General features: G+C 58.8%; 24 protein-coding genes and 1 riboswitch. Of the genes, 8 read left to right on the plus strand and 16 right to left on the minus strand.

The features are described 5' to 3' along the window. The first annotated feature begins 8 nt into the window (after positions 1-8). Positions 9-2,120, plus strand: coding sequence for an autotransporter domain-containing protein (locus IB213_RS07365; RefSeq protein ID WP_192405852.1), 2,112 nt, complete (start codon positions 9-11; stop codon positions 2,118-2,120). An 83-nt stretch (positions 2,121-2,203) separates the two neighbouring features. Here the strand turns inward: IB213_RS07365 and IB213_RS07370 are convergent, their stop codons facing one another. Both IB213_RS07370 and IB213_RS07375 read right to left on the minus strand, forming a co-directional pair. Next, positions 2,204-2,662, minus strand: coding sequence for an RDD family protein (locus tag IB213_RS07370; protein ID WP_192405853.1), 459 nt, complete (start codon positions 2,660-2,662; stop codon positions 2,204-2,206). Continuing rightward, positions 2,643-3,470, minus strand: coding sequence for a DUF6216 family protein (locus tag IB213_RS07375; RefSeq protein ID WP_225561013.1), 828 nt, complete (start codon positions 3,468-3,470; stop codon positions 2,643-2,645). The genes IB213_RS07370 and IB213_RS07375 overlap by 20 nt, the downstream gene beginning before the upstream one ends. A 482-nt stretch (positions 3,471-3,952) precedes the next feature. On the opposite strand from IB213_RS07375, the gene IB213_RS07380 reads away from it, so the two are divergent. Both IB213_RS07380 and IB213_RS07385 read left to right on the plus strand, forming a co-directional pair. Next, a complete protein-coding gene (locus IB213_RS07380) occupies positions 3,953-4,609 on the plus strand; it encodes a DUF924 family protein (RefSeq protein ID WP_191722989.1) in 657 nt (218 codons plus the stop codon). Positions 4,610-4,701: 92 nt separating this feature from the next. Beyond that, entirely contained in the window at positions 4,702-5,352 is a 651-nt protein-coding gene (locus IB213_RS07385) for an aspartate/glutamate racemase family protein (protein WP_191722988.1), read from the plus strand. Positions 5,353-5,485: 133 nt separating this feature from the next. Here the strand turns inward: IB213_RS07385 and IB213_RS07390 are convergent, their stop codons facing one another. Further along, complete coding sequence (locus IB213_RS07390; RefSeq protein WP_191722987.1) at positions 5,486-5,752, minus strand: hypothetical protein; 267 nt, start codon at positions 5,750-5,752, stop codon at positions 5,486-5,488. A gap of 358 nt (positions 5,753-6,110) precedes the next feature. Between IB213_RS07390 and putP the strand changes: the two genes are divergently transcribed. Then, positions 6,111-7,625 carry a sodium/proline symporter PutP gene (gene putP, locus IB213_RS07395; protein WP_192405855.1) on the plus strand — a complete coding sequence of 505 codons (1,515 nt, stop codon included), beginning with the start codon at positions 6,111-6,113 and terminating at the stop codon, positions 7,623-7,625. Between the two features lie 162 nt (positions 7,626-7,787). Here the strand turns inward: putP and IB213_RS07400 are convergent, their stop codons facing one another. The 5 genes from IB213_RS07400 to IB213_RS07420 all read right to left on the minus strand — a co-directional run bounded on the left by IB213_RS07400 (position 7,788) and on the right by IB213_RS07420 (position 13,734). After that, positions 7,788-9,722, minus strand: a complete 1,935-nt coding sequence (locus tag IB213_RS07400; protein WP_192405856.1) for a TonB-dependent receptor — start codon at positions 9,720-9,722, stop codon at positions 7,788-7,790. Between the two features lie 126 nt (positions 9,723-9,848). Then, positions 9,849-10,074, minus strand: a riboswitch (cobalamin riboswitch). Positions 10,075-10,167: 93 nt separating this feature from the next. Next, positions 10,168-10,353: a hypothetical protein gene (locus IB213_RS07405; protein WP_191722984.1), complete on the minus strand. Its 186-nt coding sequence runs from the start codon at positions 10,351-10,353 to the stop codon at positions 10,168-10,170. Between the two features lie 98 nt (positions 10,354-10,451). Further along, a complete protein-coding gene (gene miaA / locus IB213_RS07410; RefSeq protein ID WP_225561014.1) occupies positions 10,452-11,465 on the minus strand; it encodes a tRNA (adenosine(37)-N6)-dimethylallyltransferase MiaA in 1,014 nt (337 codons plus the stop codon). A gap of 41 nt (positions 11,466-11,506) precedes the next feature. Next, positions 11,507-12,697, minus strand: a complete 1,191-nt coding sequence (locus IB213_RS07415) for a multidrug effflux MFS transporter (RefSeq protein ID WP_192406083.1) — start codon at positions 12,695-12,697, stop codon at positions 11,507-11,509. A gap of 182 nt (positions 12,698-12,879) precedes the next feature. Next, positions 12,880-13,734 carry an alpha/beta hydrolase gene (locus tag IB213_RS07420; protein ID WP_192405857.1) on the minus strand — a complete coding sequence of 285 codons (855 nt, stop codon included), beginning with the start codon at positions 13,732-13,734 and terminating at the stop codon, positions 12,880-12,882. A gap of 92 nt (positions 13,735-13,826) precedes the next feature. On the opposite strand from IB213_RS07420, the gene IB213_RS07425 reads away from it, so the two are divergent. Further along, entirely contained in the window at positions 13,827-14,696 is an 870-nt protein-coding gene (locus tag IB213_RS07425; protein ID WP_192405858.1) for a methylglyoxal synthase, read from the plus strand. A gap of 75 nt (positions 14,697-14,771) precedes the next feature. On the opposite strand, the gene IB213_RS07430 is transcribed toward IB213_RS07425, so the two are convergent. The 5 genes from IB213_RS07430 to IB213_RS07450 form a co-directional block, all read right to left on the minus strand. Beyond that, positions 14,772-15,743 (minus strand): porin, encoded by a 972-nt coding sequence (locus tag IB213_RS07430; protein WP_192405859.1) that lies wholly within the window; start codon positions 15,741-15,743, stop codon positions 14,772-14,774. A 288-nt stretch (positions 15,744-16,031) separates the two neighbouring features. Beyond that, a complete protein-coding gene (gene gdhA, locus IB213_RS07435; protein ID WP_191722979.1) occupies positions 16,032-17,375 on the minus strand; it encodes an NADP-specific glutamate dehydrogenase in 1,344 nt (447 codons plus the stop codon). Between the two features lie 404 nt (positions 17,376-17,779). Next, complete coding sequence (locus tag IB213_RS07440; protein ID WP_191722978.1) at positions 17,780-18,586, minus strand: MurR/RpiR family transcriptional regulator; 807 nt, start codon at positions 18,584-18,586, stop codon at positions 17,780-17,782. A gap of 33 nt (positions 18,587-18,619) precedes the next feature. Further along, positions 18,620-20,608 (minus strand): DNA mismatch repair endonuclease MutL, encoded by a 1,989-nt coding sequence (gene mutL, locus IB213_RS07445; protein ID WP_192405860.1) that lies wholly within the window; start codon positions 20,606-20,608, stop codon positions 18,620-18,622. 56 nt (positions 20,609-20,664) lie between these two features. Next, complete coding sequence (locus IB213_RS07450) at positions 20,665-20,919, minus strand: glycine zipper 2TM domain-containing protein (RefSeq protein ID WP_191722976.1); 255 nt, start codon at positions 20,917-20,919, stop codon at positions 20,665-20,667. Between the two features lie 34 nt (positions 20,920-20,953). Between IB213_RS07450 and IB213_RS07455 the strand changes: the two genes are divergently transcribed. Continuing rightward, complete coding sequence (locus IB213_RS07455) at positions 20,954-21,130, plus strand: hypothetical protein (RefSeq protein WP_192405861.1); 177 nt, start codon at positions 20,954-20,956, stop codon at positions 21,128-21,130. A 55-nt stretch (positions 21,131-21,185) separates the two neighbouring features. Continuing rightward, the gene (locus tag IB213_RS07460) at positions 21,186-21,848 is read left to right on the plus strand and encodes a DedA family protein (protein ID WP_191722974.1); all 663 of its coding nucleotides are present in this window, start codon (positions 21,186-21,188) and stop codon (positions 21,846-21,848) included. Positions 21,849-21,915: 67 nt separating this feature from the next. On the opposite strand, the gene IB213_RS07465 is transcribed toward IB213_RS07460, so the two are convergent. The 3 genes from IB213_RS07465 to tsaE all read right to left on the minus strand — a co-directional run bounded on the left by IB213_RS07465 (position 21,916) and on the right by tsaE (position 24,245). Beyond that, positions 21,916-22,134: a glycine zipper domain-containing protein gene (locus tag IB213_RS07465; protein WP_191722973.1), complete on the minus strand. Its 219-nt coding sequence runs from the start codon at positions 22,132-22,134 to the stop codon at positions 21,916-21,918. A 153-nt stretch (positions 22,135-22,287) separates the two neighbouring features. Continuing rightward, a complete protein-coding gene (locus IB213_RS07470; protein WP_192405862.1) occupies positions 22,288-23,736 on the minus strand; it encodes an N-acetylmuramoyl-L-alanine amidase in 1,449 nt (482 codons plus the stop codon). Continuing rightward, positions 23,733-24,245 (minus strand): tRNA (adenosine(37)-N6)-threonylcarbamoyltransferase complex ATPase subunit type 1 TsaE, encoded by a 513-nt coding sequence (tsaE, locus tag IB213_RS07475; RefSeq protein WP_225214073.1) that lies wholly within the window; start codon positions 24,243-24,245, stop codon positions 23,733-23,735. Before tsaE ends, IB213_RS07470 begins: the two co-directional genes overlap by 4 nt. A gap of 12 nt (positions 24,246-24,257) precedes the next feature. Here tsaE and queG point away from each other — a divergent pair, with 12 nt between their 5' ends. After that, complete coding sequence (queG, locus tag IB213_RS07480) at positions 24,258-25,316, plus strand: tRNA epoxyqueuosine(34) reductase QueG (RefSeq protein WP_192405863.1); 1,059 nt, start codon at positions 24,258-24,260, stop codon at positions 25,314-25,316. Positions 25,317-25,326: the final 10 nt, after the last annotated feature.

Consider the following 25,326-nt stretch of genomic DNA (forward strand, 5'->3'; position numbering starts at 1 on the left):
TAAGCAGCATGCAAGACTTGGCTGGCGTCCCATCAGCCGGGACGGAAGATAGTTATGCCAATGCGGTCAGTGCCGATGGCAGTGTGGTGGTGGGGCGGGTGGAGTACGGCTCAAGGGGGAACTACCACGCCTTTCGCTGGACCATTGATGGCGGCATGCAGGACTTGGGCGATTTCACAGCCAATAACACAGGCTGGAGTGTGGCCAGTGCGGTCAGTGCCGATGGAAGCGTGGTGGTGGGGCAGGCGGACTACTCCAACATTGGTGCACACGCTTTTCGCTGGACCAGCGCTGGCGGCATGCAAGACCTGGGCGATTTAACAGCCAGCGGCACGGGCATCAGTGTGGCCACTGCGGTCAGTGCCGATGGCAGCGTGGTGGCGGGCAATGCTAGCTACGGCTCAAACTGGAGGCCGCATGCCTTTCGCTGGACCATCGCCGGCGGCATGCAGGACCTGGGCGATTTGACGGCCAGTGGTACGGGGATGAGTTATGCCAATGCGATCAGCGCCGATGGCAGCACCGTGGTGGGTGGAGCTGATTACGGCACTGGTGCCAATTCGCACGCTTTTCGCTGGACCAGCGCCGGCGGCATGCAGGACCTGGGCGACTTGACGGCCAGTGGCACGGGGCGGAGTTCGGCCTCCGCAGTCAGTGCCGATGGAAGCGTGGTGGTGGGGCAGGCTGGCTACGGCTCTGGCGTGAAGTACCACGCCTTTCACTGGACCAGCGCTGGCGGCATGCAGGACCTGGGTGATTTCACGGCCAGCGGCACGGGCTGGAGTCAGGCCTATGCAGTCAGCACCGATGGCCGCGTTGTGGTGGGTAGCGCAGATTATGGCTCTGGAGTAAATATGCACGCTTTTCGCTGGACCAGCGACGGCGGCATGCAAGAGCTGGGCGATTTAACAGCGAATGGTACGGGCTGGAGTGTGGCCACTGCGGCCAGTGCCGATGGCAGTGTGGTGGTGGGGGATGCGAGCAATTACAGCGCAGGTCAGCATGCTTTTCGCTGGAGCAGTGATGGCGGCATACAAGACTTGGGCGATTTAACAGCCGATGGCACGGGCTGGAGTACGGCCAGTGCGGTCAGTGCCGATGGCCGCACTGTGGTGGGAAGTTCGCTCAATGATCAAGGGCTAGCTCGTGCCTTTATCTACCGCACAAAGATGCAAGACACGGGTAATTTGCAGTCTTCGCTGCCAAAGCTGGCGGCAGATAAAGAGCTGGCCGCAGCCCGGCAGCAAATGCGCATGGACCATCTGCTGCAAACGCAGTGCGCCACTGGCAAGGCCGGCGTGAGCTGTTTTAAAGTGACTGGCTCCTTTGATACGGTGGGCGCTGATGCAGGCATTGGCCGGCGGCAGCAGACACAGGGGGTGGTGACGCTGGGCTACGGCCTGAGTGAGCAGTGGACCTGGGGCGGCAACCTGCTGCTGGGGCACGCCAGCTTGCGCCATAGCGCGGTGAACCCTGATAGCACCTATGGCCTCAGCGGCTGGCTGGCCTATAGCCAGTCTGGGCAGGCGGGCAACGGCTGGCAGCTGCAAGCTTCGCTGGGATACAGCCAGCAAAAAAACACCATTACACGGGGACAGGCTCTGAGCAACGTTGAGCTGGTAAGCGGCTCTGCAAACTTAGATGCGCTGGCTGCCCGCGTGGCGCTGGGCTTTGGCATGCGCCATGCAAACGGCTGGCTGGTCACGCCAGAAGTGGCCCTGACGCAGCAGCGCAGCAAGTTTGCCGCCTATGACGAGGCCCATGGCGATTTCCGGGCCTCTTATCAAAAAGCCAGCCTCAAGGCCACGGTGCTGGGGCTGGGTGTGACGGCGCAAAAGGCCGTGGGCAGTAAGACACAGCTTCGGCTGGCGGCGGGGGTTGAGCAGGACCTGAGCGTTCAGCGCATGAAGTTTGCTGGCACCTCAGATGTGCCAGGGGCCGAGACCTTTAATCTGGAAAGTGCTTTGAAGCGCAAAGCGCTGCGCCCATACGTCTCTGCCGGATACGTTTACCACCTGGACGCTGCCAGTGCAGTGGCCGTTGACATTGGCGCTGAGCGGGATGCGTTTTCCAGTGAGTTCAATATGGGGCTATCGGTGAGCTACAGAAAATTCTTCTAAGAGTGACTTGAAGTGAATCGACCCGCATTTAGTTCTGAAGTGAGTACCGCCACCATCGGTCACTTCAGAATTTTATTTAAGAGCTAGTGAAATCGCACTGGCTCAGGCCCTGTATTGGTACGTTTGACGACGACAGTCCCTGCGATCTTGTCATGCCAGCCTTGCTTGCGGCTGTCGAAGGCGACCCAGAAAATACCCAAACCCAGCGGAAGGATTGCAAGAAAGTAACCGAGGTAACGCAGCATGGCTTGGCCTACGCTGATGCTGTGACCTGTTTGGGCATCGACCACTTGTGCCTTAATGGCCATCTTGCCCGGGGTCGCGTTTTTGTAGAGCCAAAAAAGCACAGTAGCAAGTGCGGGCAACACCCAACTGATTAAGAAATCTGCCGGGCCCATCACTAGGTCTTCAGCTTCTAAATATTCCCACCCGTAAATAGAGATCAGAACAGGCATGGTGATGAGCAAGAGCAAAAATCCGTCAATTAATCCAGCACCGGTGCGTGCCCAGAAACCTGCATATTCAAGGTGTTGTGTTTCCAATTTCTCTCTCCTTAGTTAGTGTCAGTTTTTTGTGAAGTTCTCTGGCGTAAAAGTGCTTGTTGGCATTTCGCACATGCATGTAAAAAAAAGCCACAAGTACGAACGCCATCATTAGAAAAGTGTTGCGCTGGTCTTTTTTGATTTGTGCAATGTGTTTACGCCATTCTTTGATTTCAAACAATTCACAGATGGTTTGAATTTCTGGTGGGGTAAAACCGGTGGCTTGTAAGCGGGCTGGGTTTTGCTTTTGGCAATCACCGCGCTCCAATGAAGGCGTGACCAAAGGCCATGCGAATACGCGTTCCACGCTGTCTTCATTCAAGACAATCCAGCTGTCAGTGGCTTTGAGGGTGGCCAGCCCAGGTTTAGCGATGGCAACAAAGATACTCACCCCAATGGCGACAATGAGTATTGCAAGCCACAAGGCAAGTGCAGCTCTGAAGAACTTGCCCGGCAGTTTGTCAATGAGCACTAGGTGGTTTTCTAAATCAAAGTAGTCACCACAAGCGCTGATGGTGGTCATGGGTACTAGCTGCTTTTCGCTCCACGCAATCAACTGGTGTGCTTGCGCCAGACTTTGTACCTGTGTGCCGCTGAAAAGGCGAAAGGCGTAGAGGCTGGTTTGGTCTTGCGTGAAGCTTTGAATGCGTGGGTCTGGAATGTCTTTGTTGCCATGAACCAGCAGCCAGAAACGACGCAACAGAAAGTGCAGCGACTGAGCGCGCCAGCACAGATAGGCAATGCCGAGAATTGCAATGACGAAGAGGCAAGCCGTGAGCAGCGGGATGGGTGAGATCAGCGTTTCCATGGCTTATTTCTTCTGTTGTTTTCACCTGTTGCCATGCGGTTGGCACAAGTGCCCAGTGCAGGTATCAGCAGCGTTGCCATGTATCTGTGGTGTGTGTAACCCTGGGTGTGCAGGCTGGATCGCAGTTTGTATCAATTGGTTTCGGTTTATAGGGGAATGCATGGATGTGCCCTGTCATAGTCGAGTGGGCTGTCTGACTTGTGTTGTCCGCGTTTGATGGTGTTTTCGGCTGTTAGCGCTTTGGCAGCATGCGCAGGCAGCTATTGCTTTTTTAAAATGACGTTGTTGCATGCTCACGACAGGCCGTTGCTTCTGGCCGCTGCTGGTGTAGCAAAGTGGCAACCCTTGGCTGGGGTGCGCCTATGGCTTGCTTGCCTTGCCATTTGTGACACAGCCATGCACCATGCCCGCACAGGCTGCCGTACTGTGATTGCTCAGTCGGCGTAGTAGATAGGTTGAGTTACTGAGAAAAGGGATTGCCCATGTCTGACACCCCCAAGCCACTGTCTTTGCCGATTGCACACGCGCTGGACCCGCGCCTGTCGCAGGTGCTGGAGTACTGGTTGGGCGCAGAAATGCCGACCAACGAGAGTGCGCTGTCGCGCAAATCGTTGTGGTTCACCAAGTCGGAAACCACGGATGAAGAGATCCGCCACCTGTTTGGCGCAGTGCTGCAGGAGGCGCTGGCGGGCAAACTCGATGGTGAGGCGATGGAGTCGCCATTGGGGCTGCTTTCGGTGCTGATTGTGCTGGACCAGTTCACGCGCAATGCCTATCGCGGCACGCCCAAGAGCTTTGCAGGCGATGCCAAGGCGCTGCAATTGACCTTGAAGGGGATTGACCGGGGCTGGGATGTGGATGACAGCATTCCAACCGTGGCACGCATCTTTTTGTACCTGCCGCTGGAGCATGCTGAAGATGCGGGCATGCAGGAAAACAGTGTGGTGGCGTTTGAGCAACTGGCACTGGAGGCCAGCCCTGAGCTGCAGGAGTTCTTTGGCATGACGCTGGATTACGCGCGCAAGCACCAGGTGGTGATTGAGCAGTTTGGACGCTTTCCGCACCGCAACAGCATTTTGGGCCGTGCAAGCACCCCTGCAGAAAAAGAATACCTGAGCCAGCCAGGCGCAGGTTTTTAAGCACTGAAGACAGGTCTGCACCAAGGCTGCCTGTGCCATGTGGCACGGCAGCTTTTTTATGTCTGCTGTTAAGAAAAAAACAGGAAACATTCATGCGTATTGCCTGCCTGCATACTGCACACAGCAATGTGGCTGTTTTTGAAGATGCGGCCCTGCAACTGGGCCTGCCAGCCGGGGTGCTTTGCCATGGCGTGCGCCCCGATTTATTGGCTGATGCCGAAGCGGCTGGCGGGGTGACAGCTCAGATTGAGGATGCCACGCAGCGTGCCTTGATGGAGCTGGCTTTTTCAGCCGACGCAGTGCTGCTGACGTGTTCTACGCTGGGGCCGGTGGCCCATACCATGCTGTCGCAAACGCGGGTGCCGGTATTGCGCACCGATGCTGCCTTGGCGCAAGCGGCGGCCCGTGTGAATGGTCGTGTAGTGGTTCTGTGTGCAGTGGCCACCACCGTGCAGCCCACCACAGAGCTGTTTTTGCACGCTGCGGCCCATCACCCCCTGGCGGTAGTGGATGTGCGTCTGGTGGAGGGGGCCTGGGCCTTGTTCAAAGCAGGGCAACTGTCAGCCTACTGGGTTTGTGTGGCCCGTGCCGCAGATGCAGCGTATGCGCAGGGGGCAGCGCAGGTGGTGCTGGCACAGGCGTCAATGGGGGGCGCGGCGCAGTTGGTGACTGCCGGGCCACGCCCTTTGAGCAGTGCCTGTGCAGGGCTGGCTGCCGCCGTCAAAGCCTGCCAAGCAGGTTGAGTGGGCTGAGTGACTGCCGCTGGGTGCGCCAGCGCGCAAAAAAAGCTGCCTTGGCGTGTGCAGGGCAGCTTTCAAGGTGCTTTTGGCTTTTGGCACTGGGCGCTGATGCAGTCAGCGCGAGCAGCCATAGCTTTTAGTTCTTGGTGGCACGGCGACCGGTGAGCGACCAGCCTGCGTGCTGGTTCTTCTTGTCGTTTTCGTATTCCCAGTTGGTGCCGCAACGCTCGCACACATAGCGGGTGACGGTGACTTTGCCGGTTTCACGCTCGCGCGTGTAGTTGGTGCCCTGAGCCAGTTCCACATGGCCGGGGGTCTTGCGCCAGTTGCGCTGGATACCTGCACAGGCATCGCACATTTCAATTTTTTTGAGTTCTTTGATGCGGTCGTTATCTTGGGTCATGGTGTTCTTGTGTGCATGCGCGGATGCGCGGGCCGGGCTTGGCAAGGGGGGTTACTGTACCCAAATCGGCAAGCTGAGGTGCAGCAAGGGTGCTTTGGCAATGGGGAGTTGACTGTCGCAGCAATGTCCACCGGCGACGGACGGCATAGGAGTGACCATTCGTCGGGCGGTGGCAACACCTGTTTAAATTAAGGGTTTGCACTAGGTTTGAATGCCTGGTGCACGGGGCTGTGGTGAGCGCCCGTTCGGATTCCTTGTGCCAGTTGGATGGCTGTATCTGGGTGTCAGCACGGTTGCAGTGCCGTGAACGTGTGCGGCAGCCCTGTCGCCATTGATAAGACTTGGAGGAGAGATTCGAATGACAGCCAACTTACCGACGCTGGTGACGTTTGCCATCTATCTGATTGGCATGTTGCTGATCGGCTGGATGGGCTACCGCGCTACCACCAATCTTTCGGATTACATTCTGGGCGGGCGCAGCCTGGGCAGTGTGGTGACGGCCTTGTCGGCCGGTGCATCTGACATGAGTGGCTGGCTGCTGATGGGCTTGCCCGGTGCGGTGTTCCTGTCAGGCCTGTCAGAAGCCTGGATTGCCGTAGGTCTGTGTATGGGGGCGTGGCTGAACTGGCGCTTTGTGGCGGCCCGGCTGCGGGTGTACACCGAGAAGGTGGGCAATGCGCTGACTTTGCCCGACTACTTTACCAACCGTTTTGAAGACACCAGCAGCTTGCTGCGCATCGTCACTGCTGTGGTGATTTTGGTGTTCTTCACCATTTACTGCGCCTCCGGTGTGGTGGCTGGGGCGCGGCTGTTTGAGTCGATGTTTGGCATGGATTACCAGACTGCGCTGTGGGTGGGGGCGCTGGCCACCATGGCCTATGTGTTCATTGGTGGCTTTCTGGCCGTGAGCTGGACTGACACGATTCAGGCTGCGCTGATGATTACGGCGCTGATTTTGGCCCCGCTGATGGTGATTTACGCCGATGGCGGTGTGGCTGCATCGGCAGCGGTGATTGAGGTCACACGCCCCGGTGCGTTTGACATGGTGGGCAAGCTGGACGTGGTGGCGATTGTCTCGTTGCTGGCGTGGGGGCTGGGCTACTTTGGTCAGCCGCACATCCTGGTGCGCTTTATGGCCGCTGAGTCGGTCAAGACCATTCCCAAGGCACGCCGCATTGGCATGACGTGGATGATGCTGTGCCTGGGCGGTGCGGTGGCCGTGGGCTTTTTTGGCATTGCCTTTTTTGGCCAGCGCCCTGATGTGGCGGGCATGGTGAATGCCAATGAAGAGACGGTGTTTCTGGAGGCCGTGAAGCTGCTGTTTAACCCGTGGATTGCGGGCGTGCTGCTGGCTGCTGTGCTGGCGGCGGTGATGTCTACCTTGTCGTGCCAGTTGCTGGTGTGCTCCAGCGCCCTCACGCAAGACATCTACAAAACCTTTTTGCACAAGACAGCCAGTGACAAGCAACTGGTGTGGTTTGGCCGTGCCATGGTGTTTGCGATTGCGGTGATTGCGATTGTGATTGCGCAAGACCCCAAGTCCATGGTGCTGGGCATGGTGAGCTATGCATGGGCCGGTTTTGGTGCCGCGTTTGGCCCGATTGTGCTGCTGTCGCTGCTGTGGAGCCGCATGACGCGTAATGGCGCGTTGGCCGGCATGATTGTGGGCGCCGTCACGGTGCTGCTGTGGAAGATGTATGGCGTGCCCCACAAAGAGGTGTATCCGATCTTTCGCATGTACGAAATCATCCCCGGCTTTGTGCTGTCATCGATCTCGGTGGTGGTGTTCAGCCTGCTGGGCAAAGCACCTTCGAGCCGCATGCATCAAATGCATGCCGAGGTGGAGCAGGAAGTGGCGCTGCACGGGCAGTGAGACCGCTTTGGCAGGCAGGCCTGCTGCGTTGCCCTGAAGTTTCTCTGGCAAAGCAATGAGCTAAAAAAAACAGCTGCCAGTGCTTTTTTTCATAAGCGCTGGCAGCTGTTTTTATGCATGTTGCATGGATTGCGACATGCACATCAGCCTGTGTGAAGGTGCTTAAAACTGAATGCGCGCACCCAGTTTCCAGGTGCGTTCAAAGTTCACTGGGTAAATGGCGTCGTCACGCACCCAGATGCCGTTGCTGCGATCGAACAGATTGCTGATGCCTGCGTACATCTCAAAGTGTTTGGCCAGCTGGTGGCGGTAGGTGACATCAGTGCTTTGAAACGCACGCTGTTTTTGCACGTTGTTGTTGTCAAAGTCACCCGCTGCCCATGTGCTGCTGCGCCAGGTGTGCGACAGGTGCAGGTTGCCGTGCTCTGCCACACGCACATTCAGGCCCACAACAATGCTGTGGCGGGAGACGCCAGGCAGCTCCTTACCGTTGAATGCACCGGCGCCATCGTTCTCGCGGTCAATGATGGCGCGCGTCCATGCGTAGTTGATATGGCCAGTCACGCGGGGCGAGATTTGCAGGCGGTCTTGCAGCTCAATACCGTATTTGTGCGATTTGTCGATGTTGGTGTTTTTGAACGAGAAGGGTTCCAGATAGATTTCATCGGAAAGCTTCGCGTAAAAAGCAGACAACTTCAGACGGTTGCGCTCGGTGTTGTGGTTGGCGCCCACGGTCAGCGTTCGTACCTTGGCTGGCTCAATGAAACCATTAAAGGATGTGATGCCGGTCATCCAGTCTGTGGTGAAAAAGCGATCCACATCGGGGGTAACAAAGGCATCGCTGTAGTTGGCGAACAAGGCCAGCTGGGGCGACAGGCGGTGGTTGGCGCCCAGCTCCCAAGAGGTCAGGCGTTTGTCGGATTCAATGGACTGGCCTGCGATTGGGCTGTAGCGGTATGTGACCTGTTCCCGGCGAACACCCGCCGACAGCGTGAGCGCATCCAGCATGTACTGGCCCTGCAGGAAGAGTGCGCGATTGTCTTTGGTCGTGCGGTTGTCCACTTGTGAGCGCACGCCATCAAAATCCTGAAAACCTGCGTTGATGACCACAGCATCATTTTGGTATTGCAAGGCCAGCTCGTTGGAGATGTAGCGGTAGTCTGAGGCGAACTTAGAGGCTGGGTACAGCGAAGACTTGTCCTCGGCGTGGTGGCGCGCAGAGAGCTTCCATTGCGTGTTGAGCTGGTAGTCAGCGCCCAGGCTCCAGTGGTCAGTTTGCAGTTTTTGCTGGGTATAGAGGCTGTTTTTGTTCATGCCCGGCGTGGCATTGAACTCTTTGAGTGTCAGTGAGCTGGGGTAGCGCGTATCAATGTGCGAGGAGCCAGCTTCAAAGTCCAAGCGCAGGTTGTCGACGGGCTTGACACCAGCGGCGAAACGCCAGGTGTTGGCTTCTGACTGGTCTTTGTGGCCCGAAGGATCTTTGTCGCTGAAGCCGCCGGCCTTGCTGTGGTCCAGCGTGGCTGAGAGGTCAAACTTTTCACGCACCAGGCCTGCAGTGGCAATCGCGCCACGGTTGCCGTAATTGCCGGCATAGGTCTCCAGACTGACGCCGTTGTGGGGTTTGGTGTAAATCTGAATGGTGCCGGCAGTAGCGCCATCGCCGAACATGACAGCGCCGCTGCCCTTGGTGATTTCAATGCGTTCAATGTCGCTCAGGGAAATCGATCCGATGAGCTGCGGTGCCATGTCGATATTGTTCAGACGGCGGCCATTGACGGAGATGACGAGGTTCTGAAAGCCATCGTTGCCGTAGCCACGCATGCTGATTTGGGGGGCGTAGCGGTTGCCGTAGCTGGGTGTGACCTGCAGCGAGGTTTGCTGGGCCAGATAATCAAACAGCGAGCTGGCGCCAGAGCGTTCAATATCGCTGCGGGTGTGGACTTCAGAGGCGTAGGGCGCATCTTGGTCGCTCATGTCTATGCGGGTAGCAGACACGGTCACCGGGGTGTTGAAAGTTTCTTGGGCGCTGGCACCGTGCGCAAGCACGGACAAGGCGGCGCTCACAGCCAGTGAGCACCGGGAAAAACGGAATGACATGAAGAAGACCCATCTGACCACGGCTTGCGTCCCCGCAAGATGTGGTGTGCCGCACATGGATGGGCTGCGTGGCCGGTGCTCAGCGCACAGCGGATGCTGTGCGCGTCTGAGCTACCCCGCAGCACATCCGCTCAAGTACGTTTCGGCCGGTCTCCGGGCTCATGCGTTGTCTGGTCAGGCAGCTGCGTCCCCTTCCCAGAGCCAGGGCTCCAGTGGTTTGATGACGCAGTTAATCGCATTTACCGTTGCGGGGGCAGCACAGGCATGGCTGGCACCAGTGGGTGTAGCGCACCTGTTTCCCGTTTAACCCTTGCTAGAACAGCTTGTGGGCACCGATCACGTAAAAACTGCTCCCTATTGGGAGCAGTTAGTGAATGATAACGTAGCGTTTGGTAACCGTCGCAGCGCAATGCTGACGGCCTGTAGCTGCAGGCTCTAGGGCTAGCTAGCGTGTACGCACTACGCTGGTGTCAATCTCACCGTACACCGTTACGCCACTTTTCTGGCTGGCTGATGTTTCAGAGGGCTGGTAGTAATGGTCCTGCGCGCAGCCAGACAAGATCAGCAGGCTGGCAGCCAGCGCTGCATAGCTGAGACAGCGCGGTAATAACGAAAAGCGGGGGCTTGGCATGGGCGGCTCCTTGATCCAGCAAATACATGCATCCTAGGCCTGCACAAGGCGCAGCCGTGTGTCAGAACGTAGGTTGAGCACCCTGCACATGAGGTCATTCAGGCTTTGGAGGGTGCCTGGGCAGCCTGCACCACAGACAAGGCTGCTTGCACCAGATGCATGGTGGCCATGGGGTCATCGCAGGCAATGGTGTGGCGCTGGGGCATGCTGCGCAGCCAGGTGATCTGGCGCTTGGCCAGCTGACGGGTGGCGGCAATGCCTTTTTCACGCACCAGATGCATGTTGATGCTCGGCTTGCCCTGACGTTCTTGCCAGTCCAGCTCTTCCCACACCTGACGGTAGCCCACGCAGCGCATGCTGGAGACATCAAGGTGCAGGTCGCCGCGTGCGCGCAGGGCCTTGACCTCGTCCAGAAAGCCGGCTTGCAGCATGTCGTCAAAGCGCTGGGCAATCCGCTCGTGCAGCCAGGCGCGGTTATTGGGTTCTAAAGAAAAGAGGGTGCAATCGAACGCAGGCTGTGCGTTTTCAGCTCTTTTTTTGGATTGATGAAAGCTGGACAGCGGTTGACCGGAGACATGCCACACCTCCAGCGCACGCTGAATGCGCTGGCTGTCTGCTGGGGCCAGGCGTGCTGCAGTCTCCGGGTCTACCTTGGCCAGCTGTGCATGCATGGCTGGCCAGCCTATTTCTGCAGCCTGCGCATCCAGCTGGGCGCGTACTTCGGGGTCTGCGGCAGGCATGTCATCTATGCCATCGAGCAAGGCTTTGAAGTACAGCATGGTGCCACCTATCAGCAGTGGAATTGCGCCGCGTGCACGGATTTCACCAGCCAGACGCTGGGTGTCTTGAACAAACTCCGCAGCGCTGTAGGACTGCAGGGGGTCCAGAATATCAATCAGGTGGTGGGGCACCGCCGCCTGCTCTTGGGCGGAGGGCTTGGCAGTGCCGATGTCCATGGTGCGATAGACCAGTGCAGAGTCCACGCTGATGATTTCGCTGGCCTGGCCGCGTTGAGCAAGAACGGCGGCCAGCGCCAGTGCAGCATTGGTTTTGCCAGAGGCGGTCGGGCCTGCAATGGCAATGCAGGGCAGTGTGTGGGTGGAGGCAGTCAAGATCAGCAAACGAAAAGCGGTTCAAACCAAACCAGCGTGCCTTAATGCGCGCTGGGGGCACCGTGGCGGCGCACCAGCGTCCATGATGCCAAGGCTGCGGCCAAACACCAGAATCCCAGTCCGAAAACCAAGGGGTACACAGTGCCATTGAAGCTGCGTCCCAGAATTTGCCCGGTGGCAAAGGCAAACAGCATCATGATGCAGCCGTTCAGGGCAGAGGCCATGCCTGCAGCTTTGGGGAAGGTGCTGACAGCACCGCTTTGCCCGCAGGGTTGCTGAATGCCGTGGGCAATGGGAAACAGCAGGCACACGCAGGCGTAGGCCATGCCGTTGCGTACATCGGCCAAAGCCAGCGCGATGAGCAGCACGGCGCACAGCATGGCCAGCGCACCGGCCACAGCCACGGTATTGCGCACGCCCATGCGTGGCAGCAGTTTGCGGCACAGCATGGTGCCGCCGATATAGATCACGCCATTGGCAGCCAGCAGCCAGCCTACGTCGGTGGCTGTCCAGCCCAGTGCATCGATGAACGTGAAGGGCGAGCCGGTGAGAAAGACGACCAGCCCTGCATAGGAGCAGGTGGTGGTGGCGGTGTAGGCTAAAAAGGTGCGGTTGCGCACAATGGCGCTCCAGTTGTGCCACAGCCGCTGTGGCTGCAGTGCGTGTGGATTGAAGTGCTGCATGCTTTCCTGAAAGCGCAGCCACACCAGCAGCCAGGTGGCAATACCCACCACAGCCAGCACCGCCATGGTGGAGCGCCAGCCCACATGAATGGCCAGCCAGCTGCCAATCAAAGGGCTGCAGCAGGCCAGCACGCCAAGGCCAGACAAGGCTTTGGACATGACCTGAGCGCCTTGCACAGGCTGGTACAGATCACGCACGATGGCGCGTGCGGCCATGACAACCGCCCCCATGGCCGCGCCCTGCAGTGCGCGAAAAGCGATCAAGGCATCCATGTCGGGGGCGAAAACACAGCCCAGAGCTGCCAGCACATACAAGCCAATGCCTGTCAGCAAGATGGGGCGACGGCCCCAGCGGTCAGACGCAGGGCCCCATGCCAGCTGTGAGCAGCCAAAGGCCAAAATCAGTGCATAAAACGTGGTTTGTGTCTGTGACACGGAGGCATCGAGCTGCTGCGCCAGCAGTGGCATGGCGGGCAGGTACAAATCGGTGGTCAGCGGCTGAAAGCCCAGCAGCAGGGCCAGCAAGCCGATGATGAAAAGCGGGGACATGGCCGCAGTAGATGCGGTAACCGAAGCAGGAGAAGATGACACAGAGACACGTACCAGGTAGCAAACAAAAGACCGTCGACCAACGGTCTTGCGCAGGCTAGCAGAACCACCTGGGCGTGGTGTCGCTTGGATAGAACAGATGCCAAAAATGCTGTTGATGCTTGTCTGGCAAGCACCAGCAGCTATGGATTTTTTAAGCTTTGCAGCTGGCTTAATGCAGCGCGGTACTGGGGCAGGCCTGCGCTGTTGGTGCTGTGGTGGGTGCCGCCATCTACTAAAACCCATTGCTTGGGCCCGATGGCGGCTTCATACAGCTGCTGCCCTTGCGCCTGCGGTATCAGGGCGTCGGCACTGCCATGCACCACGACCACGGGGCTGCCCACTTGCTTGATTTTGGACAGCGAGTCGAACTTTTGCGTGATCAGCGGCCCCACAGGCAGCCAGCCCCATTGAAAACCACGCGCCATGTCACGAATGTTGGTGAAAGTGGCTTCCACAATCAGCGCTTGCTCATCGTTGACGCGCGTGGCCAGGTCAATCGCAATGGCGCCACCGAGCGAGTGGCCAAAGATAACGCGAGGCTGATCGGGGTGATGCTGCGCTAGCCATTGCCATGCGGCCAAGGCATCTTCGCGTGCGGTGATTTCAGAGGGGAGCTCTTTGGGTTTGGTCTGGCCAAAGCCCCGGTAATCAATGGCCAGCACCGAAAAGCCCAAGCTGTGCATATTGCGCATGCGCAGCGTAGAGCCTGTGACGTTCCAGCGGGCACCGTGCAGATACAGCATCACGGGTGCTTCGGGGTTGCGGTGGGGGAGCCACAAACCATGCAGGCGCACGTCCTGCTGTGCGTGCTGGCTGCGAAAGCTGATCCACACATCGTCCATGCCCTGCATATTGGCGCGTTGCCAGATGCGGTCGCTGGGCTGAAAGATCATCTCGCGCTGCTTGGCATCGAGGGCCGAGCAGCCTGCAATCGTCAGTGCCAGCGCAACAGCGCAGGTCCACGCCAAGGTGCGCAGTGCTGGAGGCGAAGTCATCCCGGACAGTTTCATAGGTTGGTATTTTGGGTCTATGCTTGCCGGCAAGTGTGCACGACCAAGTGCCTGTGTTGTTAAGGATGAATCAGACCATGCTTTTAGGCCTTGCCGCCAACCGGCTCCATCACCAGACCGAAGACGCCGCCCTGTTTGATTTGCTGCGGGCGTGTGAGTCAGGCATTCGTGAATTGAACCTGGGCCTGCACGCTGTGGGGCGCACTTACGATGCCATTGCTGCAGCAGACATGATGCACCGCTACCCGGGGCTGGTGCGCTACCCCTATGGCCGCGAGGGCGGCTTGATGAAGCTGGTGGCCGAGGTGGTCGGAATGGGTGAGGGGCGCACGCTCGATGGTGCCATTTACCTGACTGACCCGGTCGACCCGTCTTCTATTTTTCCGGAAGCGCTGGCCTTGAAGCGCCAGTGCGTCATTCATGGCAAGCCCTTTTTGTCGACCGTAGCCAGTGCACGCGACTGGATAGAGATGGAGCGCATCCATGCAGGCCTGGTGCGCGACCGGCATGCAGACCGCTTTCATGACTATGCCAGCCACACGCTGGCACTGATTGCCCACGATGCCATGAAGCCCGCCATGCTGGAGTTTGCGGCACACAACTTTGAGCTGCTCTCGCGCTTCAAGCGCCGGGTGGGCACGGGTACTACGGGCCAGAAACTCAATGAAATGGCGTGGAGCAAGGGCTGGCCGGCCGATAAGCCCTGGGTGGATCGCTACAACAGCGGCCCCTTGGGCGGTGATGCGCAGATTGCGGATCTGGTGCTGGAGCGCCGCTGCCAGCGGGCTATCTTCTTTGAAGACCCGCACGTGGCCCGCCAGCACGAGGCCGACATTCAGTTGCTGGAGCGTGCGGTCACAACGGTGACGCACGAGGCGGTGTGCATCACCACGCCCAAAGTGGCACAGCGCTGGTGTGATGCGGCAGTAATGCGGGCCAAGGGCTAGGCCACAGGGCACTCAATGGCCATGAAAAAAGCAGCCAGAGGGCTGCTTTTTTTGTGTGCTTTTCAAGCCCGGGCTTTAGAAGCTGTGGCGAATGCCCGCGGACACGGCCTTGAGGTCTTCGTTGGCCACCATGTCGTCAGAGCCAAAGCTGGCACCGTGCCTGTTTTGCAGCACGGTGTAGAAGGCGTACAGCTTGGTGCGCTTGCTCAGGTGGTGGTTGTAGCCCACGGTCCATTGCTGCGCTTGTGCCGGGCCTGCACCATTGGCATGGCCAAAGTTGGCCTGAATGTCGCCCGCGCCCACCGCGTATGCCACGGCGATGCGGCTTGCGTTGGCCTTTTGTGTCACGCCAGCCACCACGTCCTGGCTGCGCTGGTGGTAGCCGGAGACCGTCCAGCCACCTTCTGACCATGTTGCACGCAGTGCGTATTGCCTGGCTTGCGCCCATTCGCCGTAACCAGCACCGAACGACCAGTTGCCATGGTCATAGTTGGCGGCCATGTCATAGGCGTTCTTGCCCAGATTGCCAGCGGAGCGTTCGTGGAAGCTGACGGAGGACTCCACGGTCAGGCTGCCCATGGCGGGTGACTTGTAAGCCAGGCGGTTGTTGGCGTTTTCAACACCTGCGTACAGCGCATCGGCGGTGATGCCGTAGTCCTCGTTGTGCAGGCTGGTGCGGTCAGCCACAGCGTAGTACGAGGGGTTGAAAAAGCGGCCCATGCGCACAGTACCGAAGGCACCTTCCAGATTCAGCTCGCTGCGGTTGCTGAAAAACTCGGTGTTGCTGATGCTGCCGTCATCGGAGTTGATGGCGCTTTCCAGGATGAAGCCCATCTTCAGGCCATTGCCCAGGTGTTCCTGGCCCTTGAAGCCAAAGTAAGAGCTGCTGTTGTTTACGCCGTTGATGCGGTCATTGCCCGTCTTGACGGATTCGATGGCGGTATCGATACGGCCGTACATCGTCACGCTGGAGTCAGCAGCTGCAGCGGTGGCACAAACGCCGAGCAGGCCGAGAGCGGCCACTATGTTGTTCAGAGAAAATTTCACGTTCAAAGCGCTGTCAAAAGCGCTGTCAAAGAAGGTCGCTACGCTGCAAGCACAGCCTTTTGGGTTGCGCCAGTAAGCACCACCACAGGTTGGCACTTGCTTTGGAATGCCCATGCATTCCGGGGGGCGCAGTTATAGCGCCCTGTGGCAGTCCTTGCTGCTGCTAGGACATTGGTAGCGCTCCAGCAAGGCGATTCAAGCACTCAAGGAGGTTGGGCTTTTCATTGCGCGAAACAAAAAAAGGAACCCGGAGGTTCCTTTTTTGATGTGCAGCTTAAAGCGGCTGATTTAGATCACGCCCTGAGCCTGCATGGCTTCTGCCACCTTCACAAAACCAGCAATGTTGGCACCGTCGATGTAGCTGACCGAGCCGTTGTCGCGCTTGCCGTGCTTGACGCAGGCGGCGTGGATGCCTTGCATGATTTGCAGCAGGCGGGCGTCCACTTCTTCAGCAGGCCAGCTCAGGCGGGCAGCGTTTTGCGACATTTCCAGACCGGAGGTGGCCACGCCACCTGCGTTGGAGGCCTTGCCCGGTGCGTACAGCACGCCAGCGGCTTCGAAGGCCTTGGCCGCTTCGATGGTGGAAGGCATGTTGGCACCTTCTGCCACGCACAGCACGCCGTTGGCGATCAGGGTCTTGGCATCGTCCAGGTTCAATTCGTTCTGTGTGGCGCAAGGCAGGGCCACATCTACCTTGATGTGCCAAGGTGTCTGACCAGCAAAGAACTCGGCACCCACCAGCTGGGCGTATTCGTTGACGCGGCCATACTTGTGGTTCTTGATGTCCATGAGGATGGCCAGCTTCTCGGTGGTGAAGCCATCTTTGTCATACACGGTGCCCGAAGAGTCAGATACCGACACCACTTTGGCACCCAGTTGCATGGCTTTTTCTACGGCGTATTGCGCCACGTTGCCAGAGCCGGAAACCGATACGGTCTTGCCTTCAAAAGTCTGGCCGCGAGTGGCCAGCATTTCCTGGGCAAAGTACACGGTGCCGTAGCCAGTGGCTTCAGGGCGGATCAGCGAGCCACCGAAGGTCAGGCCCTTGCCAGTGAACACGCAGGCGGCGTTGTTCGACAGCTTTTTGTACATGCCTGCCATGAAGCCCACTTCACGGCCACCCACGCCGATGTCACCAGCAGGCACGTCGGTATCTGGGCCCACATGGCGGAACAGCTCTTGAATGAAAGCCTGGCAAAAGCGCATGACTTCGGCTGGGCTCTTGCCCTTGGGGTCAAAGTCAGAGCCACCCTTGCCGCCGCCCATGGGCAGTGTGGTCAAGGCGTTCTTGAAGGTCTGCTCAAAAGCCAGGAACTTCAGTACCGACTGGTTGACCGAGGGGTGAAAGCGCAGGCCGCCCTTGTAGGGGCCAATCGCCATGCTGTGCTGAATGCGGAAGCCCCGGTTCACCTGTACCTGGCCCTTGTCGTCCATCCAGCTGACGCGGAACTGGATGATGCGCTCAGGCTCGACCAGGCGTTCCAGCAGCGCGTTGTCGGCGTACTTGGGGTTTTTCTCGATGAAGGGCCACAACGACTCCATCACTTCAGTGACGGCTTGCAAAAATTCAGGTTGGCCAGGGTTGCGGGCAGCAACGTCTTGCAGAAATTGGTCGAGGTTGGCGTACTTCATGGAGGGCTAGTCTTTCAAGGGCACAAAACAAAAGCGCAGCAGCGCATGTTCACAATTATGCCAAAAATGTATACCTGTATGCACCAAATTGAGCATGACTTGTAGAAGATTGGTGCATAGATGCCTTGGCTTGGTGCTATTGCGCACCAAAAAGAGGTTTGCTCTGTTTGTATTTGGTGCATTGCTGTTCAAGCTTTGGTTGCTTGTGAATTGATAGCGTGTGTGGCGTCTCGTAAAACCGACGTCGTATGCGGAGATGCTGGTGGTGGTGTCTTGCGAGGTTGGGCGCAACATGAGGGTTGCATGATTGATAGCGACTTGCGCTTGTGTATGCTTGTTTTCAAATAAAAAAGCGCCTGAAGTTCAACAACCTCAGGCGCTAGCAGCTATAAAAAAATGATTGGCTAGATCAGCTCAAACGGAATGGCTCCCCACTGGATGGTGTGGGCCGCCAGACCATAGGCCAGTGCCTGCGCGGCGCTGGTATCGCACAGGTGGCGTACGTCAGCAGCATGGGGCGTGGTGTGGCAGCGCAGCAACCAGTCAGACGGGGGGGCGTGGCTGGCAGGGTCGGTGATGCAAATGAGCTTGGCCCCCAGTTTGCGTGCACGCTCTGACAGGTCGGCCATGTCACTGCGAATACCGCCCAGGGCAAACAGCACCACCATGTCGCGCGGCGCAATGCGTGCCAGCACGTCTTCAATGGTTTCACCGGCGGCGGGTGCGCCGTAGATGGGTTTATCCAGCCCGCTCATCAGGTGTCCGCGCAGCGAACGAGCCAGCATGTGGTTGTGCTGCAGGCCCACGCAAAAGATAGCCGGGGCCTGGTGCAGCGCTGAGGCCATGGCATCCATGGTGCTGGGGGGAATTTGTGCCAGCGTGGCCGTCAGGTTGTCTTGCAATTGCTGCCACAGCAGCGCGCAATTGGGTGTGCTGGAAGAGATGGCAATGCCAGCCCCGGGCAGTGGCAGGCCCGAGGTGCTGGCTTCCATGCGCGCTGTGCGGCGCGCTTCTTCGTAGCTGTCATAGCCCAGACGGCGAATAAAGCGTGTGACCGTGGCGTTGGACACGCCTGTCAGTTGCGCCAGTTCGCTGGCGCTGTAGCCGGCAAGGTTGATGGGGTAGTCCAGTACCACTTGGCCAAGCTTGCGCTCAGTGGGAGAGAACGTATCCAGCGCGGCGCGCACGCGGGCAAAAAAAGGTACGGACATGGTTTTGTCTGGTGGGGTGGCGCTGGCCATGGATTAGCGACCTCGCAGGAACAGGGCGTCCAGCTCTTTCATGCTGAGCTGGCGCCAGGTAGGGCGACCATGGTTGCACTGGTCAGAGCGTTCGGTGGTTTCCATCTGGCGCAACAAGGCGTTCATCTCGTCAATGGTCAGGCGGCGGTTGGCACGCACGGCACCATGGCAGGCCATGGTGGCCAAAATCTCATTGCGTGCACGCTGAATCACGCCGGAGGCATCTTGTTGCTCCAGCTCTGCCAGCACGCTGCGTGCCAGCTCAACGGCATCGCCTTGTGCCAAGGTGGCAGGCACTGCGCGCACGGCCAGCGTTTTGGGTGAAAACGGCGAGATCTCCAGTCCCAGCACGCGCAGGGTGTCTGCATGTGCTTCGGCAGTGGCGACTTCTTGCGGGGTTGCAGCAAAAGTGGCCGGAATCAGCAGAGGCTGGCTGGCAATCGGCTGGTCATTGCCCAGCTGGTCTTTCAGTCGCTCATACACGATGCGTTCATGCGCGGCATGCATGTCCACAATCACCATGCCCTGAGCGTTTTCAGCCAGTATGTAGACGCCATGCACTTGCGCTACGGCACGGCCCAAGGGCCAGGTGGCGGCAGCATCAACGGACGAATCTGAGGTTACGGGCGGTGCGCTCTGGCCCTGCGGCGATGAGCTGGCAGTTGCGGGGTTGCCGGGTGTCGACGGTGGCGTTGCTGCTGCAACCTGACTGTCACGCATGGGTGCCCACAGTGCCTGCATGTCGCTGACCTTGTGGCCCGCGGCTTCTTGCAGTGGCATTGCAAATTGCACTTGCGCTGGCATTGCCGGACGCGGCGCGCTGACTGCGGGTTGCCAGCCTGTGCTGGTTGCTGAACTGGGCAGTGGATGGCCAGAACCAGAAGATGGCAGTGGCACAGACTCTGCCGTGCCTGCGCCCGTGTGCCCGGCGGCCTGCGCCAGCAGGGCTGCACGTGGGGCAGCTAACGCATCTTCGACGGCATGCTTGATGGCCTGATGCACTTCGCGGCTGTCGCGAAAGCGCACTTCGATCTTGGTGGGGTGTACGTTCACGTCCACCCGCGCAGGATCGATCTCCATGTACAGCGCGTAGATGGGTTGCTTGTGGCCATGCAGCACATCTTCATAGGCACTCTTGGCCGCATGGGTGAGCACCTTGTCACGCACAAAGCGGCCATTGACGTAGCAGTACTGCTGATCGGGCCGGCTGCGCGCAGCATCGGGCAGGCCGGCGCGGCCATAGACCGTGATGCCGCTGGAGGCCGAGGTGCGCAGCACGGCAATGGAGCTGGCGACAAAGTCAGCGCCCAGTACATCGCTGAGGCGGCGGGCCAGTGCTTCGTTGCGGTCGGTGCCTTCACCCATGGGAACTGCACGCCACTGTTCAACCAGCTTGCCTTCGTGCCAGATGGAAAACCCCACATCGGGCCGCGCCAGAGCGTGGCGGCGCACAGATTCAATGCAGTGCGCCAGTTCTGTGGCATCACTTTTCAGAAATTTGCGGCGTGCGGGGGTGCTGAAAAAAAGCTCCTTGACTTCCAGCGTGGTGCCACGGCTGCGCGCTGCGGGGCGCAGCTCGCCACTGCGCGCTTCCAGCAGCCAGCCATTGTCTTCACCATCCAGGCGCGAGAGGATGGCTGTTTCAGAAACCGATGCAATGGCTGCCAGCGCTTCACCACGAAAGCCCATGGTGCCCACGTGCTCCAGCTCTTGCAAGTCTCTGATTTTGCTGGTGGCATGGCGGCGCAGCGCCACGGGCAGCTCTTCGCGGGGAATACCGCAGCCGTCGTCTTCGACGCTGATCAGGCGCACCCCGCCTGCCAGCAGGCGCACGGTAATCTGTGTTGCGCCGGCGTCCAGCGCGTTATCGACCAGTTCACGCACGACCGAGGCAGGGCGTTCCACCACCTCGCCAGCAGCAATCTGGCTAATCAGTTCATCAGGAAGGTCTTGGATGGCGCGGCGCTGCGGCGCTGGTGCGAAAGAGGTCATCGACCTCATTGTATGCAGCCGTTCATGCCACTGCGGGAGGTGGCACAACAAACCAATTAACGGTGGTGGCGGTGTCCTCGGCGGTTGCCGTCACTGTTTTGCCCCATTTGGTTGCCAATCAAGGCACCAGCGGCAGCACCGCCCACAGTCCCCAGCGTAGAGCCGAAAAGGGCATCGCCCAGCAATCCGCCGGCGACCGCGCCCACGCCAGTGCCCAGCTGGGCATTGTTGGGACGGTGGGCGCAACCACCCAGCATGAGGGCGCTACCCAAGAGTGTTGCTATCAAAAGTGTGCTGCGTGTTCGTGTCATATGTACCTGCTTATATCTATGTAGTAAGACGGGGGTGACTGTGCCTGCACTGCAGCGGGTGGCAGATGAATTGCGTGCAAAGTTGTTCATGACTTTGAAAGCAATTGTTGGTGAAACCCGGTTTTTGTTGGCGGTGTTGCGGAATGTGAGAAGAAAGGTGTTGTCCGGCTTCAGCGCTGCAAGAACGCTGCTGTCTGTGGCGCTACATTAATTGCTGGCTGCGCTGGTGTGTGGTGCAGCAAGTTTTATTTGCAAGGGGCTGGGTTTTGGAAATCGTCACGTTTTTGATCGACTTCATTTTGAATATTGACAAGCACCTGCAGGCGTTTGTCGTGGCATATGGCCCCTGGGTTTACGCGTTGCTGTTCATTATTGTGTTTGTGGAAACTGGCGTGGTTGTCATGCCGTTTTTGCCCGGCGATTCATTGCTCTTCATTGTGGGTGCCATGTGCGGTGTGGGCATGATGGACTTTTCGCTGGCTTGTGTGGTGCTGCTGGTGGCTGCCATTGCGGGCGACCAGTGCAACTACGCGATTGGTCGCTACATAGGGCCCAAGGTGTTTCAGTGGGACGATTCACGCTGGTTCAACCGGCGTGCTTTCGATAAGGCGCATGCCTTCTATGAACGCTATGGCGGGGTGACGATCATCTTGGCGCGCTTCATGCCTTTTATTCGTACCTTTGCGCCGTTCGTTGCGGGTGTTGCCCATATGTCACGCGGAAAATTCACGATGTTTAACGTGGGCGGGGCCATTCTTTGGGTGCTGGGCATCGTGTCAGCGGGCTATTTCTTCGGCAACCTGCCCTGGGTGAAAGAGCACCTGGAAAAAATCATCTGGGCATTGATTCTGGTGCCGGGATTGCTGGCGATCTATGGGGGCTGGAAAACGGGCCGTAAAGACCAGCAGATTGAGATCGCTGATCGCTGAGTGCGAAGCTTTAGAGCATAAAAAAAATGCCAGCAGTTGCTGGCATTTTTTTGTGTGAAAGCATGCGTTATTTGCGGTCTTGGCTTTTACCAACCTGATTACCAATTACCGCCCCGGCTGCTGCACCACCCAGTGTGCCCAAGGTTCCACCGAGCACCGCATCGCCGATGACACCACCTGCAACGGCACCGACACCGGTACCCAGTTGCTGATTGTTGGCGCATCCTGTCAATACGAATGTGGCGGCCAGTACGGTTGCCGCAATATAGGTGTTTGCTTTTTTCATACGTTGCTCCAGTCCTTTGCTCCAGTGGTTGGAAGTACTTGCAGTATGCAAAGGCTGAGCAAGATCCCGCGTCGGGGAGGCCAGTGTGCCCTTGTAGGCGCAGGGGGCGTTTGCAAAACCTCTCAGTAGTTGTGAAAACTTACAGTGAGGTTTTTAAACGGTGCGCGAGCGTGCCAGCGGCGGGTTCTTGATGAAGTACTGGCGGATGCCTTCCATCATGGCGTCTGCCAGTTTGGTCTGGTAGGCCGCGCTGCGCAGGTTTTGCTCTTCCTGCGGGTTGCTGATGAAGGCAGTTTCGACCAAGACGCTGGGAATATCGGGGGCTTTGAGCACCGCAAAACCTGCTTGCTCGACCCGTGGCTTGTGCAACTTGGCAAAGCTGCCGATCTGTGTGAGCAGCGCTGTGCCCAGCTTGAGGCTGTCATTGATTTGGGCCGTTGTGCTCATGTCCAGCAGCATGCTTTGTACGCCGGCATCCTGGCTGCGCACATTGATACCACCGACCAGGTCGGCCTGATTTTCCTTGTCAGCCAGCCAGCGCGCTGCGGTGCTGGATGCTCCTTTTTGGCTCAACGCAAACACGCTGGCGCCATTGGCGGAGGGCCTGGTGAACGCATCGGCGTGAATACTGATGAACAGGTCTGCCTGTACGCGCCGGGCTTTGGCCACACGCTGGCCCAAGGGGACGAAATAGTCGCCATCGCGCGTGAGGTAGGCACGCATGGGGCTGCCGTTGATGGAGCTTTTGTTGATGCGGTCGCGCAGCAACTGGGCAATTTTGAGCACCACGTTTTTTTCGTACGTGCCCCTGGGGCCAATCGCTCCCGGATCTTCTCCGCCGTGTCCGGGGTCCAGTGCCACGATGATGATGCGGTCGGTGCGTTTGGGCGCGGATGCCTCCGTGCGCGGGCCCGGCGTTTTTGAAGCAGTCTGGGGTGGCGCAGGGGTGGCAGCAGGGGTGGCAGCAGGGGGCGAGACTGCTGGGGCAGAGGGCGCTGTGCTGCTGTGTTTGGCAATCAGATCGCCCAGAGGATCGTGCGGTGCCGTGGCCTGCTGTGTGGGAGGCGTCAGCGCTGCGGGAATGTCCGGGTTGCTGGTGGCATCGCGCAAGCGGTCCTGGATCAGCGCTTCCAGTGGATCTACTGTTTTTGCCGGGTAGAGGTCAAACACCAGACGGTGCTGGTAGGCCGCCACGGGCTTGAGCGTAAAGACCTGGGGCACGGCATCGCGCTTGAGGTCGATGACCAGACGCACCACGTTGGGCGCGTTTTGTCCGACACGGATGGCCGCAATATTGGGGTCATCAGGCCGTACTTTGGCGACCAGCTCCTTGAGTGCGTCGTTCAGTTGCAGGCCTTCAATGTCCACAGCCAGACGGGGAGGGGACTCGATCAGGGTTTGCTTGGCAACCAGCGGAACGTCAGACTCCAGAGTGACGCGCGAGTAATCTTCAGCGGGCCACACACGCACTGCCATGATGGAGGCGCCATACGCAATCTGGTGTTTGCCAGCCAACAGCAGGGCCAAGCTACCTGCTTGTAGCAAAGTGCGGCGGTTGGGACGGTAAGCGGTAAAGATAGGGGACGGGGCGTCGTCGCTCATTGTGGCCAGTGCTGCAGCATGCGCCGACCTCGCTCTGTGCTGGCGCGCAGAGTGACGTGGCGCTGGGTTTCGTCAATTGCTTCAATATGAATAGCTAAGTCCGCAGGTGGAGTCAACGCAGCGGCCTTTTCCGGCCATTCTGCCAGTTTCAACCCTTCACTGGCAAAAATGTCACGAAAACCTGCATCTTCCCACTCTCGGGGGTCTTCGAAGCGGTAAAAGTCAAAGTGCCACACCGTCAGACCCGGCACTTCGTGGGGCTCGACCACGGCATATGTGGGGCTTTTGATACGCCCTTGCACCCCCAGAGTGCGCAGCAGGTGGCGCACGAAGGTGGTTTTTCCAGCGCCCAAATCCCCGTGCAGGGTGATGTAGGCGTTGCGTGTTTCAGCCATAGCGGCCAGCTGTGCTGCAAAGGCCTCAGTGTCTGACTCGTCTTGCCAGGTCAGCACACGTTGCGCAGCGCCTGCGCTTTCTACAATCGGGGGGTTATGGTTTGCAGCAGTCAATTGGTTCTTTCGATGCAGGACTGGGCCCGCGAATTGGGATTTTCCCAAATTGGCGTATCCGGTGTGGATTTGTCGTCTTGTGAGGACGGGCTGCTGCAGTGGCTGGCTCAGGGTTTCCATGGGAAAATGCATTACATGGAGGCACATGGCCTCAAGCGTGCGCGCCCGGCGGAGCTGGTGCCGGGCACGGTGAGTGTGATCACGGTGCGCATGGATTATTTGCCGCGCAGCACCCCGCAAGACTGGCAGTGCGTGGAATGGGCGCGTTTGCAGCGGCCGCAGGAAGGCATTATTTCGGTGTATGCCCGTGGGCGCGATTACCACAAGGTGCTGCGCAGCCGTCTGCAAAAACTGGCCGAGCGCATTGCCCAGGAAGTAGGGGCTCTGGGCCACCGTGCATTTACCGATTCAGCCCCGGTGATGGAGGCCGAGCTGGCACGGCGCAGCGGTCAGGGCTGGCGCGGCAAGCACACGCTGGTGCTCAACCGCGATGCGGGCTCCATGTTCTTTCTGGGCGAGATTTATATCGACATGGCCTTGCCGGAGACCGCGCCGGTGACTGCGCACTGCGGCAGTTGCTCCAGTTGCATGGATGCCTGTCCCACGGGGGCCATTGTTGCGCCGTACCGCGTAGATGCACGCCGCTGTATTTCGTATTTGACCATTGAGCACGATGGCGCCATTCCGCTGGAGATGCGCCCGCTGCTGGCCAACCGCATCTATGGCTGTGATGACTGTCAGCTGGCCTGCCCCTGGAACAAGTTTGCGCAAAGCAGCACCTTGCCGGACTTTGATGCGCGCGCCGGTCTGGCAGGCAGCACGCTGGTGCAGCTGTTCAGCTGGGATGAGGCCACATTTTTGCGCTGTACCGAGGGCAGTCCGATTCGCCGCATTGGGCATGTGCGCTGGTTGCGCAACATTGCGGTGGCCATGGGCAATGCGCTTAACAATCTGGCAGATACGCACATGCATGCGTCCATTCGAGCGGCCTTGCAGGGGCAGGCGGCGCACAGTCATGAAGTGGTGCGTGAACATGTGCAATGGGCTCTGGCGCAAGGCCAGGCTAATTAAAAAGAGAGCT

This window comes from Comamonas sp. CMM02, assembly GCF_014851485.1.
Lineage (GTDB): Bacteria > Pseudomonadota > Gammaproteobacteria > Burkholderiales > Burkholderiaceae_C > Comamonas > Comamonas avium.

What these genes read in the sequence shown, in the direction of transcription:
- IB213_RS07365 (WP_192405852.1), top strand. Translation starts at nt 9, where the DNA reads ATGCAAGACTTGGCTGGCGTCCCATCAGCCGGGACGGAAGATAGTTAT.
- IB213_RS07375 (WP_225561013.1), bottom strand. Translation starts at nt 3,470, where the DNA reads ATGGAAACGCTGATCTCACCCATCCCGCTGCTCACGGCTTGCCTCTTC.
- IB213_RS07380 (WP_191722989.1), top strand. Translation starts at nt 3,953, where the DNA reads ATGTCTGACACCCCCAAGCCACTGTCTTTGCCGATTGCACACGCGCTG.
- IB213_RS07385 (WP_191722988.1), top strand. Translation starts at nt 4,702, where the DNA reads ATGCGTATTGCCTGCCTGCATACTGCACACAGCAATGTGGCTGTTTTT.
- IB213_RS07390 (WP_191722987.1), bottom strand. Translation starts at nt 5,752, where the DNA reads ATGACCCAAGATAACGACCGCATCAAAGAACTCAAAAAAATTGAAATG.
- putP (WP_192405855.1), top strand. Translation starts at nt 6,111, where the DNA reads ATGACAGCCAACTTACCGACGCTGGTGACGTTTGCCATCTATCTGATT.
- IB213_RS07400 (WP_192405856.1), bottom strand. Translation starts at nt 9,722, where the DNA reads ATGTCATTCCGTTTTTCCCGGTGCTCACTGGCTGTGAGCGCCGCCTTG.
- IB213_RS07405 (WP_191722984.1), bottom strand. Translation starts at nt 10,353, where the DNA reads ATGCCAAGCCCCCGCTTTTCGTTATTACCGCGCTGTCTCAGCTATGCA.
- IB213_RS07415 (WP_192406083.1), bottom strand. Translation starts at nt 12,697, where the DNA reads ATGTCCCCGCTTTTCATCATCGGCTTGCTGGCCCTGCTGCTGGGCTTT.
- IB213_RS07420 (WP_192405857.1), bottom strand. Translation starts at nt 13,734, where the DNA reads ATGACTTCGCCTCCAGCACTGCGCACCTTGGCGTGGACCTGCGCTGTT.
- IB213_RS07425 (WP_192405858.1), top strand. Translation starts at nt 13,827, where the DNA reads ATGCTTTTAGGCCTTGCCGCCAACCGGCTCCATCACCAGACCGAAGAC.
- gdhA (WP_191722979.1), bottom strand. Translation starts at nt 17,375, where the DNA reads ATGAAGTACGCCAACCTCGACCAATTTCTGCAAGACGTTGCTGCCCGC.
- IB213_RS07440 (WP_191722978.1), bottom strand. Translation starts at nt 18,586, where the DNA reads ATGTCCGTACCTTTTTTTGCCCGCGTGCGCGCCGCGCTGGATACGTTC.
- mutL (WP_192405860.1), bottom strand. Translation starts at nt 20,608, where the DNA reads ATGACCTCTTTCGCACCAGCGCCGCAGCGCCGCGCCATCCAAGACCTT.
- IB213_RS07450 (WP_191722976.1), bottom strand. Translation starts at nt 20,919, where the DNA reads ATGACACGAACACGCAGCACACTTTTGATAGCAACACTCTTGGGTAGC.
- IB213_RS07465 (WP_191722973.1), bottom strand. Translation starts at nt 22,134, where the DNA reads ATGAAAAAAGCAAACACCTATATTGCGGCAACCGTACTGGCCGCCACA.
- IB213_RS07470 (WP_192405862.1), bottom strand. Translation starts at nt 23,736, where the DNA reads ATGAGCGACGACGCCCCGTCCCCTATCTTTACCGCTTACCGTCCCAAC.
- queG (WP_192405863.1), top strand. Translation starts at nt 24,258, where the DNA reads ATGCAGGACTGGGCCCGCGAATTGGGATTTTCCCAAATTGGCGTATCC.